The sequence below is a fragment of the Pseudomonas sp. B26(2017) genome, from assembly GCF_002113045.1.
Lineage (GTDB): Bacteria > Pseudomonadota > Gammaproteobacteria > Pseudomonadales > Pseudomonadaceae > Aquipseudomonas.
This window is the reverse complement of the sequence record NZ_NEJJ01000009.1, coordinates 135,975-149,938: the sequence shown is the minus strand read 5'-3', so window position 1 is coordinate 149,938 and position 13,964 is coordinate 135,975. Positions and strand designations below refer to the sequence as shown.

The following is a 13,964-nucleotide window of genomic DNA, read 5'->3' as shown; positions in this document are numbered from 1 at the left end:
CGACCGGGCCGGACAAGCGGCCCCCGACTGGTTATCATGGCGGCGTTTCTTTGCGGACTGCCACCATGGTTGATTCTTACGACGACTCCCTCGATACGGGAGAAAAAAGCAAATCCCAGGTCAAACGCGAGCTGCATGCTCTGGTTGACCTTGGCGAGCGCCTTACGACACTCAAGCCGGACCGGCTGGCCAAACTGCCACTGACCGACGCCCTGCGCCGGGCTCTGGCCGATGCGCCCAAACACGTTGCGCACATTGCACGTAAACGGCATTTGCAGTTCATCGGCAAACTCATGCGCGATCAGGACACCACCGCGATCCTTGAGCTGCTCGATCAACTCGATGCCTCTACCCGTCAGTACAACGAGCGGTTCCACAACCTCGAACGCTGGCGTGACCGCCTGATCGCCGGTGACGATGCCGTGCTGGAGAAATTCGTCGTCGAGTACCCGGACGCCGACCGCCAGCAACTGCGCTCCCTGATCCGTCAGGCCCAGCACGAGGTAGCGCATAACAAGCCTCCTGCCTCGAGCCGTAAAATCTTCAAGTACATCCGTGAGCTGGACGAGACTCAACGCGGTCTGCGCTGATATTCGCCACCGGGTGGCCGCACCGCGCGCCACCCGAAGCTCCATCCTTCTTATGCGCCCGTGCCACCCACGGTGATCGCATCGATCTTCAGCGTCGGCTGACCGACACCTACCGGCACCGACTGGCCGTCCTTGCCGCAAGTCCCCACACCGCTGTCCAGCGCCAGATCGTTACCGACCATCGACACCCGGCTCATCGCTTCCGGACCGTTGCCGATCAACGTTGCGCCTTTGACCGGTGCGGTGATCTTGCCATCCTCGATCAGGTAAGCCTCGCTGGTGGAGAACACGAACTTGCCGCTGGTGATGTCGACCTGACCGCCGCCGAGGTTGGCGCAGTAGATCCCCTTCTTCACCGAGGCGATGATTTCCGCTGGATCGCTCTGGCCGCCGAGCATGTATGTGTTGGTCATCCGCGGCATCGGCAGGTGCGCGTAGGATTCACGGCGACCGTTACCGGTGCGGGCCACGCCCATCAGCCGCGCATTGAGCTTGTCCTGCATGTAGCCCTTGAGTACGCCGTTTTCGATCAGCGTGGTGCACTCGGTCGGGGTGCCTTCGTCGTCGACGCTCAGGGAACCGCGACGACCGGCCAACGTGCCGTCATCGACGATGGTGCAAAGTTTCGAGGCAACCATTTCACCCATGCGACCGCTGTAGGCCGAACTGCCCTTGCGGTTGAAGTCGCCTTCCAGACCGTGACCCACCGCTTCGTGCAGCAGCACGCCGGACCAGCCCGAGCCCAGAACAACCGGCAATGTGCCGGCGGGTGCCGGAATCGCTTCCAGATTCACCAGCGCCTGACGCAACGCTTCACGGGCATAGCCCATGGCGCGGTCTTCGGCGAGGAAATAACGGTAGTCGGTACGCCCACCGCCGCCGTGGCCGCCACGCTCGCGACGACCGTTCTGCTCGACGATCACGCTGACGTTGAAACGCACCAGCGGACGCACATCGGCAGCCAGGCCACCGTCGGTCGAAGCCACCAGAATACGTTCCCAGACCCCGGCCATGCTTACGCTCACCTGCTGGATACGCGGGTCGAGGGCGCGGGTCGCAACGTCGATGCGCTTGAGCAATTCAACTTTTTCAGCGCGGCTGAGAACCTCCAGCGGATTGTCCGGCGCATACAACTGGGCGACGTCCTGGGCGCTGAACGCCTGCACCGTGCCGTTCTGCCCGGCGCGGGAAATCGAACGGGCCGCACGGGCCGCTGCGCCGAGGGCTTCGAGGGTGATCGCGTTACTGTAGGCGAAACCGGTTTTCTCACCGGACTGCGCACGCACGCCGACACCCTGGTCGAGGTTGAAACTGCCTTCCTTGACGATGCCGTCTTCCAGCGACCAGGACTCGGAAATCTGCCCCTGGAAATACAGGTCGGCCGCATCGATGCCTGGGCCCGCCAGATCACCGAGTACGCCTTGCAGACTCTCGATCGTCACGCCGCCGGGCGCCAACAGGTGATCACTGACTGAGGACAACAACTCGCTCATAGGTTTTACGCCTTAAATTCGTGTTCTGAAGCAGGTCGCTGTGCGCCCTGCGAAAAAAACCGCCGATGACCCGTCACCGGCATTCGCGCCCGGATGGACGCTTGTTCACTGCTGTCGCGCTCGGCCAACAGCACGGCTTCGCCTCGTTCCTGTTGCGCCAGCACGCGCCCCCACGGATCGACAATCGCCCCGTGGCCAAAGGTTTCACGCGGCCCCGGATGCGTTCCGCCCTGAGCGGCCGCCAGCACATAGCACTGGGTTTCAATGGCCCGCGCGCGGATCAGCACATCCCAGTGCGCCGCCCCCGTCACAGCGGTGAAAGCCGACGGTGCGGTAATCAGTTCAGCCCCGGCAGCGCGCAATTCGCTGTACAGCTCCGGGAAGCGCAGGTCGTAACACACCGTCAGCCCCAATCGCCCGACCGGCGTATCCGCGACCACCACGCCACTGCCATAAGCATAGTCATCGGATTCGCGGTAACGGCCGCGATTGTCCGCTACGTCAACATCGAACAGATGCAACTTGTCATAGCGGGCAACGATTTCACCCTGATCGTTCACCAGCAACGAGCAGGCATGGGACTTGGCCTCAGGCTGCCCCATTGGCGGCAACGGCAAGGTGCCGGCCACAATCCATAACCTGAGGTCGCGGGCGGTCTGTTTCAACCACGGCAGGATCGGGCCATCGCCAAGCGCTTCGGCCCGGCCGATATCGGCGATGTCGCGACGCCCCATGGCCGCGAAATTTTCCGGCAGCACGGCCAGCTTCGCGCCGGCACTGGCTGCTTGTTCGAGCAAACGTCGGGCATCGCGCAGATTGGCCAGCACATCGCTTTGGCTGACCATTTGAATCACCGCTAAAGACATGGCGCACTCCGCAAGAGATATGCGGCCATGCTACTCCATCGGTTCAGAGGGTGGCTGTTCAAAAAGGCTTGTCGAAGGTGATTTTCGGCTCTTTCCAAGGCCCTTTGACGGTGTATTTGACGCTGGCGAAGCGCGCCACGCGATCGCCGATCAGCTTGTCGATCAGGAACAAGGCACCGCCGACTGCCGGCGCGCCGACAATCAGCGCGGCAATCGGCAGGTTGTTGGTCACCGGCAACGTCACCAGCAATTTGGCATCCACCTTGTCGCCCACCAGATCCAGCGTGCCATCCAGTTCCAGGTTGCTCGAAGGGCCGGTCAACTTGATCGGCTCTTTCGTGACATAGACCCCGTTGGTCGCCTCCAACAATCCCTTCACCCGGTCATAGCTCAAGCCTTTGCCGAACAGATCGGAGAAGTCGAGACGCAAACGCCGGCCAATGGAGTTGAAGTTGAGCAGACCGAATACGCGCAATGCCTGAGCGCCGCCCTCCACTTCGACAAACTGACCTTTGTTCAACGACGCATCGAGGGTGCCGGAGAAACGTTTGGTCGCCAGCCACGCCGGCGAGCCCGGCCATCGGCCATCGACATCCATGTGGAATTCTTCGCTGGTCACGCTCGGCGCAAAACCCCAGCCCTTGAGCACATCGGCGAGGTTCTTGCCGCCGATCCGCCCCTTGTACCAACTGGTCGTGGCACCGGGCGCACCTTCCCAGCCACCGCTGCCCTGCAAGAGAATGCCCTTGAGACCCAGATCAAGGTTGTTCAGGGCGATGCCCTTGGCGGTCGGCCGAACCTTGAGCGACCAGCCACCGACCAGGTCCTGGCCCAGGAACAATTGATTGATGGTGATATCCAGCGCCGGAATCTTGCTCGGATCGACCGAAGCCAGTGGATCGGGCGCGTTTTCGTCGGCCTGCACCGTCGGGTCCGGCGCCGGCAACCGCACGTATTGCAGGTTCACCGCAATCGGCGCGCCCTTGGCGTCGGGAATGCCGGCCGTGCCTTTGGCCTGTTGACTGTCGAGGGCCAGAGCCCAGGCGCCAGGCTTGCGATTCACTTGCACTGCCGCCTGATCCAGCGTGGTGCCGAAGGCCGTGAGTTTGCCGATCTTGAAGTCCGCGCTGCTGAGCAACTGCTTGGCATTGCCGCCTGGATCCTGACCAGCGTACTTGTCCAGCAGATCCTGCCAGGGTTTGACGTCCAGCTCGGACAACACGCCGCGTATCCGCAAACCTTTGTTACCCGGCAACACCGCTTCGCCGGCGCCGAGGAACAATTCGCCACGGCCATCGGCAAAATTGTCCGGTGGCGCAGCGAAGGTGAAGTTGGCCAGTTGATCGTAATTGACCCAGTAACGCCGCTCCTGTCCCTGCAACGTCATGCGGAACACCGTGTCACGCCCGACATCGGCGGCCATGCCGAACGGTGCCGGCAAATCCACCGCCACACCCTTCATGCTGGAACTGACCATCAATTGGCTGTCGGCACCATCCAGATTCACCTGCAGCTGATATGGAAGGGTCCCGGACACCGGCAACGGCTGAGTCACGCCCAGCCAGTCGGTGAGTTTCTTGACCTCGACCTGCCCTGACGCTGCCACCCGGGTCTTGAGTTTGCCGGGGCCGCCGTCGGCGAAAATTTGCGCGGTGACCGGTTTGTCGAAGGCCCGGGCACTGATGTTCTGCCCGCTCAGGCCCTTGGCGCTGTCGAAGCGGAAATCACCCTTGAGCTGGCTCAGTTCGAGCTTCGGCTCCGCCAGTTTCAATTGCGCATTGGCAGTTTTGAAATCGACGAGGATTTTCGGCTGATCGCCCTTGGCCAACGGCACATCGAGCTTGAGCGTACCTTGCAGATCGCCCTCGCCTTCCCAGCCGGCGAAGGTGTCGGCGGTGCCGATCGGCGCTTCCTGAAGAATTTTCAAGCCATCGCCCAGCCCGCCGGCAAAGGTGCCGTCGAGGAACATATGGCTGTGCTCGCCGCTCGGCACATGGGGAATATTGACGAAGACATCGCTGACCTGAGTGTCGAGCAACTGGCCCTTGCTGGCGAGAATACGCACGCCGCTGTCTTCGATGAACACGTCACCGTTGACCTTGCTCACATGCGGCCAGCCCGGCTGGAACGCCAGTTCGGCGTCATGCACCTTGAAGAACAGGCTGATGCTGCGATCCGCTTCCCCGGCGTTCTTGTTCAGCGAGCCCTGATACTGGAAGAACCCTTGATCCACTGCGCCCTTGAGAATCGCCGTACGCAGCCATTCGTCGAGTGCCGGGCTCAGGACTTGCGGCAGGTACTTGGCGGTATAACGACCGTCGCCGTCCACCAGACCGACCCGCAGGTCCATGTAGTCTTCCTGACTGTGATCGAAATGCAGGCGGATCAGGAAGTCGCCAGCGATCTTGCCCTCCTCGCCGAGCACCTTCAGGTAGGGGGCGATCAGGGTGAAACCTTCTTTATCGAGCTTCCAGGTCAATCGGGCGTTGGCCTGAATGTATTGCCACGGCTTGGCAAAAATCGGATCGAGGTGCAGGACGAAATCCTTGCTGTCCATGCGCAGCTCGCCGCCGCCGAGGTTGCCGCTGAGACTGCCGCTGACGTTCCGGGCCGCCGGGGCGCCGTGATAGGCGTCGAAACCGACCTGATCAAGGTTAGCGGCGAAGCTGAATTTGCTGTCGTCGGTGGCGTTCGGCCGGAAATCCAGCAGCACGTTGCGCAGACCGCCGGTCACTTTCAGGCGCTCGACCACGGTGGCGAAGCCTTCGGGCAACGGGCCGAGGGCATTGAGCAAGGGCGTTATCGGTGTCAGGTCGAGCCGGTCGGCCTGCAAATGCCAGAGTTCTTCAGTCTTGTCGGTGGCAGCGGTCTGTTTGATCTGGACATGCGATTCCCAACGGGTTTCGCCCAAATTCATCGCCAGCGAATCAAGCGTGACAGTGGCTCCCTCCGGACCGCGCTGGAAGTAGCCGTTGAGCGCCAGATTGTTGATCTGGATCGGCTTGCGTTGGGCATAGGCGCCGGTCAGTTGCGGCGCGTTGAGACGGATCGCAGCACTCTGCAACGCCCCTTCGCGCCAGTTGACCCACAGCTCCCCGCCGGCCTTGATCTCGGAGAAATTCCATTGTTGGGTCAGGCGCTCGGGCAGCCATTTCGACCAGTCGCTCTGCGGCAGGCTGACATAACCTTCCACTTCGCTGTTCTGCCAGTTGTTCGCACGAATCCGCGTGCGCAGGCTCAGCGCCACAGGCTGGCCGTCCGGCAGGGTCAACCGCGCATCGAGGCGCTGGCGGCTAGTGCCAGTTTTTAGATTGAGGCCGACATACGTGAAGGTCAGCGGTGCCTGTTCCCGCGGCTGCAAGGTCACCTGGCTGTCGAGCACCGACAGTTGCTGAATCATTTGCATGCGGTTGAACAGTTGCTCGGGATCCATGGGCTGATCCTGCTGCACCGGCAGGCCTTCCAGCGCCCACTTTCCGTCTTCGCCTTCCTTGAGGCTGATCTTCAGGCCATTGAGTTCAAGGTGGGCGATTCGCACTTCGCGAGCCAGCAGACTGGCCCACAGATCCGGCACCGCACGCACCCGATCCAGGCGCAAGGCGTTGGCGCCGCTGCCGACCATCACGTCATGGGCCAGCAGGATCGGCGCAAATCCGCTCCAGTTGCCTTCCAGCTCGCCGATCTGCAGTGGCATGCCCAGGGCAGCACTGGCCTTGTCTTCGATATCCGCGCGGTATTCGGCCACCAGCGGCGTGAGTTCCCGGCCGAGACTGACGTACAACGCCATCAATACCAGAACCAACGCGCACAGGCCCAGACCCCAGCGGGTCAGTGCGGCCAAAATGCGTGTCAGACGTTCCATGTCAGTTGGCTCCCATGGCAAAAATACTGCAAAAAGCTGAGGCCAGCCGTTTCAGGAAAAGGGTGACGCAGGGATTCAGAGCAGCACCACGTCATATTGTTCCTGGGAATACATGGTTTCCACCTGAAAGCGTATGGTGCGCCCGATGAAACCTTCAAGCTCGGCCACGTTACCGGACTCTTCATCGAGCAGGCGATCCACCACTTTCTGGTTCGCCAGCACCCGATAACCCTCGGCCTGATAGGCCCGGGCTTCACGCAGGATCTCGCGGAAAATCTCGTAGCAAATGGTTTCCGGGGTTTTCAGCTTGCCCCGGCCCTGACAGCTGCTGCACGGTTCGCACAGCACTTGCTCGAGACTTTCGCGGGTGCGCTTGCGCGTCATCTGCACCAAACCCAACTCGGTGATCCCGATGATGTTGGTCTTGGCGTGATCGCGCTCCAGCTGTTTCTCCAGAGTACGCAGCACCTGACGCTGATGCTCTTCATCTTCCATGTCGATGAAGTCGATGATGATGATCCCGCCCAGGTTGCGCAGGCGCATCTGCCGGGCGATCGCGGTCGCGGCTTCGAGGTTGGTCTTGAAGATGGTCTCTTCGAGGTTGCGATGACCGACAAACGCCCCGGTGTTCACATCGATGGTGGTCATGGCTTCCGCCGGGTCGATCACCAGATAGCCACCGGACTTCAGCGGCACCTTGCGTTCCAGGGCTTTCTGGATTTCATCCTCGACGCCATAAAGATCGAAGATCGGCCGTTCACCCGGGTAGTGCTCCAGACGATCGGCGATTTCCGGCATCAGTTCGGCAACGAACTGCGTGGTCTTCTGGAAGGTTTCCCGGGAGTCGATGCGGATCTTCTCGATCTTCGGGCTGACCAGATCGCGCAGGGTGCGCAGCGCCAGGCCGAGGTCTTCGTAGATGACGCTCGGTGCGCCGATGGTCTTGATCTGTTCGTTGATCTGATCCCAGAGGCGGCGCAGGTAGCGGATGTCCATCAGGATCTCATCGGCCCCGGCACCTTCGGCGGCAGTGCGCAGAATGAAGCCGCCGGCCTCCTTGATGCCTTCTTTGGCCACGCAATCGCTGACCACCTGTTTGAGACGTTCGCGCTCGGCTTCGTCTTCAATTTTCAGGGAAATGCCGACGTGGGCGGTGCGCGGCATGTACACCAGATAGCGCGACGGAATCGACAGTTGCGTGGTCAGCCGCGCGCCTTTGGAACCGATCGGATCCTTGGTGACTTGAACCACCAGGCTCTGGCCTTCGTGCACAAGGGCGCTGATGCTTTCCACCGCCGGGCCTTCGCGCAGGGAAATTTCCGAGGCGTGAATGAAAGCTGCGCGATCCAGACCGATGTCGACGAATGCCGCCTGCATGCCCGGCAGGACGCGCACCACCTTGCCTTTATAGATGTTGCCAACGATCCCGCGTTTTTGCGTACGCTCGACGTGCACTTCTTGCAGCACACCGTTTTCGACCACCGCCACGCGCGATTCCATCGGCGTGATGTTGATCAGAATCTCTTCACTCATGGCAGGGTCTCGTTCAGGCATGTTCACGATTATGGCCGCATCTTTTCCGTTCGACGCTCATTGCGCGTTCAGGGTTTGCCAACAGGGTATGCCGAAATGGCCGAGCAGTTCTGCGCTTTCGCACACCGGCAAGCCGACGACCGCCGAGTAACTGCCATTGAGGCCGGCAACGAACACCGCGCCGAGCCCCTGAATGCCGTAGCCACCCGCCTTGTCCCGAGGCTCGCCGCTGGCCCAGTAGGCGGCGGCTTCTTCGCGGCTGATCGACCGGAACCGCACCAGACTGCGCACCACACGCGACTCGCAGCGCTCGCCGTCGAGCACGGCAATCGCCGTCAGCACCTCGTGCTCCTTTCCGGACAGCATCATCAGCATGGCGCATGCATCGGCTTCGTCCACCGGTTTGCCAAGAATTTTGCCGTCCAGCACCACGGCGGTGTCGGCGCCCAGTACGCAAAACGCCACATCGGAAACGACCGTGCGCCGCCCGGCTTCGGCCTTGCCGCGCGCCAGGCGCTCGACGTAGGCCGATGGGGATTCATGGGCTAGAGGGGTTTCATCGATATCCGCGCTGATGGCGGTAAACGGGATGCCGATCTGCGTGAGCAATTCACGCCGACGCGGCGATCCTGAGGCGAGGTAAAGCGGCTTCATCAAGACATCTCCCTGTTTGGTGCCCGGCCTCACAAATGCTGTTCCCTTTGGTCGGCGTCTGGTGTTGCCTACTGCGTTGCCGCTCCTCGCCATAGCACGCTATGACTCGTCACGGCGCCTTGTCTGGCAACAACAGCCACTCGCAAAAAAGCTCTTCATTTGCGAGGCAAGCACTGGTACGGGCAAATGCCTGAGCGATCAGTTGATTTTGTAGCGACGGCGCAATCCACGCAGAGCGAAGCTGACCCATGGCCAGAGCAAGGCACTGACCAGTGCCGGCAGGACCAGCGCGAGAGTCGGCTGACGGTTGCCGGTCAAGGCACTGAGCCAAAGCTGTACCAGCTGGGCAAGGCCGAAGATCACCAGAATCACCAGGCTTTGCTGCCACATCGGGAACATTCGCAGACGTTGCTGCAATGAAAGCACCAGGAATGTGATCAGGGTCAGGATCAAGGCATTCTGACCGAGCAGGTCGCCCTGCAGCACGTCCTCGGCCAGTCCCAGGCAGAAAGCCGTGACCATGCCGACGGTGTGCGGCAGATACAAAGCCCAGAAAGTCAGGAGCAAGGCCAGCCACAGCGGGCGCAGGATTTCCATGAAAATGGGCAGTGGCGACACACTGAGCAGTATGCCGACAATAAACGTCAGCCAGACAATCCAGCCGTTCCGCGATGCGGTAGCCCCGACCATTATTCTTGCCTCCCGGTGGTAGCCGGCGCAGTGACTGGCGGTTTGGCCGCTGGTCGAGCCGCCGGTTGATTTGCCGGTGGTTTGCTGGCCGCTGGTGTGGCTGCAGGCGGTTTGCTTGCAGCGGGTTTGACCGGCGTGGTGCTGGCGGCAGGCGCAGCCGGTGTCGCCGTGGCAGGGGTTGCTGCTGCGGCTGCGGCAGGCGGTGTGACGATTTTCGGCACTGTGGCTGGAATCACCGGACCGCCACCGAAGGCATCAAGGTTTTCCTGCGCCTGCGCGGCATCATTGGCACGTTCTTCGGCGGTGCGGTTGTCACTGAATACCAGCAGCAGGTAACGGCTGCGGTTCAGTGCGGCGGTCGGCACAGCGCGAACAATGGCGAAAGGCTGGCCGGAGTCGTGGATGACTTCCTTGACCGTTGCCACCGGATAACCGGCCGGAAAACGCTGACCCAGGCCGGAGCTGACCAACAGATCCCCTTCCTTGATATCGGCAGTATCGGCAACATGGCGCAACTCAAGGCGCTCCGGGTTGCCCGTCCCACTGGCGATCGCCCGCAGACCATTACGGTTCACCTGCACGGGAATGCTGTGAGTCGAGTCGGTCAGCAACAATACGCGGGAGGTGTAAGGCATCAGCTCGACCACCTGCCCCATCAGACCGCGAGCATCGAGCACCGGCTGACCGAGTACCACGCCATCACGCTCACCTTTATTGATGATGATGCGATGGGTGAAAGGGTTGGGGTCCATGCCGATCAGCTCGGCCACTTCGACCTTCTCGTTGACCAGCGCGGAGGAATTGAGCAACTCGCGCAGACGGACGTTCTGCTCGGTGAGGGCGGCAAGCTTCTGCATGCGCCCCTGCAACAGCAGGTTCTCCGACTTGAGTTTTTCGTTTTCGGCGACGAGCTCGGTGCGACTGCCAAACTGGCTGGCGATACCTTCCCACAACCGTCCGGGCAGGTCAGTAATCCAGTAGGCGTCCATCAGCACCAGCGAGGCCTGGCTGCGTACGGGTTTAAGCAGGCTGAAACGCGCGTCAACGACCATCAGCGCGACCGATAGCACGGCCAGCACCAACAAGCGCACGCCCAGTGAGGGGCCCTTGGCGAAAAGCGGTTTAATAAGCCGCTCCTCCCAGGCAAATGTTCTGTTTATTCATACGGCATCAAACCGGCCTGGATGAAGACTGACAGAAGATAAACGCCAACAGGCAGCACTGCAAAGTGCTGCCTGCGCGCTCACCCACGTATTGCACCCGGCGATTATTCGCTGGAGAGCAGGTCCATGGTGTGCTTGTCCATCATTTCCAATGCACGGCCACCGCCGCGAGCGACGCAGGTCAGCGGATCTTCGGCAACGATCACCGGCAGACCGGTTTCCTGAGCCAGCAGCTTGTCGAGGTCACGCAGCAGCGCGCCACCACCGGTCAGCACCAGGCCACGCTCGGCGATGTCGGAAGCCAGTTCCGGCGGCGATTGCTCAAGAGCACTTTTCACGGCCTGAACGATAGTTGCCAGGGACTCTTGCAGAGCTTCCAGCACTTCGTTGGAGTTCAGGGTGAATGCGCGTGGAACGCCTTCGGCCAGGTTGCGACCGCGAACGTCGACTTCGCGAACTTCGCCGCCCGGGTAGGCTGTGCCGATTTCCTGCTTGATGCGCTCGGCGGTGGATTCGCCGATCAGGCTGCCGTAGTTGCGGCGCACGTAGGTGATGATCGCTTCGTCGAAGCGGTCGCCGCCAACGCGTACGGATTCGGCATAGACCACACCGTTCAGGGAGATCAGCGCGATTTCGGTAGTACCACCACCGATATCCACGACCATCGAACCGCGAGCTTCTTCAACCGGCAGGCCGGCACCGATTGCAGCGGCCATTGGTTCTTCGATCAGGAACACTTCACGGGCACCGGCGCCAAGGGCCGATTCACGGATGGCACGACGCTCAACCTGGGTGGACTTGCATGGAACGCAGATCAGCACACGAGGGCTGGGCTGCAGAAAGCTGTTTTCGTGAACCTTGTTGATAAAGTATTGCAGCATCTTTTCGCAGACGCTGAAGTCGGCGATCACGCCGTCCTTCATCGGACGAATGGCAGCAATGTTGCCCGGCGTACGACCGAGCATGCGCTTGGCCTCGGTGCCGACAGCGACGACACTTTTCTGGTTACCGTGTGTCCGAATGGCCACAACCGATGGCTCATTCAGGACGATGCCGCGCTCGCGCACGTAAATAAGGGTGTTGGCAGTGCCCAGGTCAATGGAAAGATCGCTGGAAAACATGCCACGCAGTTTCTTGAACATGGGAAAGGGACCCTAGGCAACGCGTGGGTAAAAAAGTGCGGCAAACTCTAACAACGACAGGGATTTTGGGCAAGGCGCCAATATGTTAAATTGGCCGCTTTTCTGTGCACCAAGCCCCACAATCGCGGCCTTATGACCGTAGAAGTGCGGTAGTGTTCCGACAATCTAACACACGGACGCCGTCCGTCCTGTTTTCCACTGGAGAAACCCGATGGCGCTAGAACGCTCCGACGTGGAAAAAATCGCTCATCTGGCCAGCCTTGGCCTTAATGACGCCGATCTTCCACATATCACTTCGGCCCTCAACAGCATTCTCGGGCTGGTCGACGAAATGCAGGCGGTCGATACCGACGGTATCGAGCCGCTGGCCCACCCGCTGGAAGCCAGTCAGCGCCTGCGCGCCGACGTCGTGACCGAAAGCAATAACCGCGAGGCTTATCAGTCCATCGCACCAGCGGTCGAAAACGGCCTGTACCTGGTTCCGAAAGTCATCGACTAAAGGGAAAGAGCCTGCAATGCATCAATTGACTCTGGCCGAGATCGCCCGCGGTCTCGCCGATAAAAAGTTTTCTTCCGAAGAACTGACCAAAGTCCTGCTGGCGCGCATTACCCAGCTCGATCCGCAGCTCAACAGTTTCATCAGCCTCACCGAAGAGCTGGCCCTCGAGCAGGCCAAAGCCGCCGACGTGCGCCGGGCCAATGGTGAGAGCGGCGCGCTGCTCGGTGCGCCGATCGCCCACAAAGACCTGTTCTGCACCCAGGGCATCCGCACCAGTTGCGGCTCGAGGATGCTCGACAACTTCAAGGCCCCGTACGACGCCACCGTGGTGTCGAAGCTGGCCGCCGCCGGCACCGTGACTCTGGGCAAGACCAACATGGACGAATTCGCCATGGGTTCGGCCAACGAGTCGAGCTGGTACGGCGCGGTGAAAAACCCGTGGAACCTGGAACACGTGCCGGGCGGTTCGTCCGGTGGTTCGGCGGCAGCAGTTGCCGCTCGTCTGCTACCGGCTGCCACGGCCACCGACACCGGCGGTTCGATCCGCCAACCGGCCGCGTTCACCAACCTCACCGGCCTGAAGCCGACCTACGGTCGGGTGTCGCGCTGGGGCATGATCGCTTACGCCTCCAGCCTCGATCAGGGTGGCCCTCTGGCTCGCACCGCCGAAGACTGCGCGATTTTGTTGCAGGGTATGGCCGGCTTCGATCCGAACGACTCCACCAGCATCGATGAGCCAGTGCCGGACTACACCGCCGGCCTGAACGGTTCGCTGCAAGGGCTGCGCATCGGTGTGCCGAAGGAATACTTCGGCGCCGGTCTCGACCCGCGCATCGCCGACCTGATCCAGAACAGCATCAAAGAGCTGCAGAAGCTCGGTGCCGTGATCAAGGAAATCAGCCTGCCGAACATGCAGCACGCGATTCCTGCGTACTACGTGATCGCCCCGGCAGAAGCGTCCTCCAACCTGTCGCGTTTCGACGGCGTGCGCTTCGGCCACCGCTGCGAAGACCCGAAGAACCTGGAAGACCTGTACAAGCGCTCGCGTGGCGAAGGCTTCGGGGCTGAAGTCCAGCGCCGGATCATGGTCGGTGCCTACGCGCTGTCCGCCGGTTACTACGACGCCTACTACCTGAAAGCGCAGAAGATCCGTCGCCTGGTGAAGAACGACTTCATGAGCGCATTTAACGAAGTCGACATCATCCTCGGCCCGACCACGCCAAACCCGGCCTGGAAACTCGGCGCCAAGAACAGCGACCCGGTCGCTGCCTACCTGGAAGACGTCTACACCATCACCGCTAACCTCGCGGGCCTGCCGGGCCTGTCGATGCCGGCCGGTTTTGTCGATGGTCTGCCGGTCGGCGTGCAACTGCTCGCTCCGTATTTCCAGGAAGGCCGCTTGCTCAACGTTGCGCACCAATATCAGCTGAACACTGACTGGCACACCCGCACCCCAACCGGCTTCTGAGGAG

Annotated in this window: 11 protein-coding genes; 3 read left to right on the top strand and 8 right to left on the bottom strand. The window is 61.3% G+C overall.

Features of this window, described 5'->3' with window-relative positions; all coding sequences use genetic code 11:
- The first annotated feature begins 65 nt into the window (after positions 1-65).
- Positions 66-590 (top strand): ribosome biogenesis factor YjgA, encoded by a 525-nt coding sequence (yjgA, locus tag CAF79_RS15250; protein WP_085698452.1) that lies wholly within the window; start codon positions 66-68, stop codon positions 588-590.
- A gap of 50 nt (positions 591-640) precedes the next feature.
- Here yjgA and tldD read toward each other — a convergent pair whose 3' ends face one another.
- From tldD to mreB, 8 genes are all read right to left on the bottom strand, one after another.
- Positions 641-2,083, bottom strand: a complete 1,443-nt coding sequence (gene tldD / locus CAF79_RS15245) for a metalloprotease TldD (RefSeq protein WP_085698451.1) — start codon at positions 2,081-2,083, stop codon at positions 641-643.
- 5 nt (positions 2,084-2,088) lie between these two features.
- Positions 2,089-2,949: a carbon-nitrogen hydrolase family protein gene (locus CAF79_RS15240; RefSeq protein ID WP_085698450.1), complete on the bottom strand. Its 861-nt coding sequence runs from the start codon at positions 2,947-2,949 to the stop codon at positions 2,089-2,091.
- Positions 2,950-3,007: 58 nt separating this feature from the next.
- Positions 3,008-6,811, bottom strand: a complete 3,804-nt coding sequence (locus CAF79_RS15235; RefSeq protein WP_085698449.1) for a YhdP family protein — start codon at positions 6,809-6,811, stop codon at positions 3,008-3,010.
- A 75-nt stretch (positions 6,812-6,886) separates the two neighbouring features.
- Positions 6,887-8,344, bottom strand: a complete 1,458-nt coding sequence (gene rng, locus CAF79_RS15230; RefSeq protein ID WP_007953605.1) for a ribonuclease G — start codon at positions 8,342-8,344, stop codon at positions 6,887-6,889.
- Positions 8,345-8,401: 57 nt separating this feature from the next.
- Positions 8,402-8,998, bottom strand: coding sequence for a nucleoside triphosphate pyrophosphatase (locus tag CAF79_RS15225; RefSeq protein WP_085698448.1), 597 nt, complete (start codon positions 8,996-8,998; stop codon positions 8,402-8,404).
- 198 nt (positions 8,999-9,196) lie between these two features.
- The gene (gene mreD, locus CAF79_RS15220) at positions 9,197-9,688 is read right to left on the bottom strand and encodes a rod shape-determining protein MreD (protein WP_064593386.1); all 492 of its coding nucleotides are present in this window, start codon (positions 9,686-9,688) and stop codon (positions 9,197-9,199) included.
- Entirely contained in the window at positions 9,688-10,815 is a 1,128-nt protein-coding gene (mreC, locus tag CAF79_RS15215; RefSeq protein WP_085698447.1) for a rod shape-determining protein MreC, read from the bottom strand. The genes mreD and mreC overlap by 1 nt, the downstream gene beginning before the upstream one ends.
- A 140-nt stretch (positions 10,816-10,955) precedes the next feature.
- Positions 10,956-11,993 carry a rod shape-determining protein MreB gene (gene mreB / locus CAF79_RS15210; RefSeq protein ID WP_002555108.1) on the bottom strand — a complete coding sequence of 346 codons (1,038 nt, stop codon included), beginning with the start codon at positions 11,991-11,993 and terminating at the stop codon, positions 10,956-10,958.
- A gap of 211 nt (positions 11,994-12,204) precedes the next feature.
- On the opposite strand from mreB, the gene gatC reads away from it, so the two are divergent.
- Positions 12,205-12,492: an Asp-tRNA(Asn)/Glu-tRNA(Gln) amidotransferase subunit GatC gene (gene gatC, locus CAF79_RS15205; protein WP_085698446.1), complete on the top strand. Its 288-nt coding sequence runs from the start codon at positions 12,205-12,207 to the stop codon at positions 12,490-12,492.
- Positions 12,493-12,508: 16 nt separating this feature from the next.
- Positions 12,509-13,960 (top strand): Asp-tRNA(Asn)/Glu-tRNA(Gln) amidotransferase subunit GatA, encoded by a 1,452-nt coding sequence (gene gatA / locus CAF79_RS15200; protein ID WP_085698445.1) that lies wholly within the window; start codon positions 12,509-12,511, stop codon positions 13,958-13,960.
- Positions 13,961-13,964 lie beyond the last annotated feature (4 nt).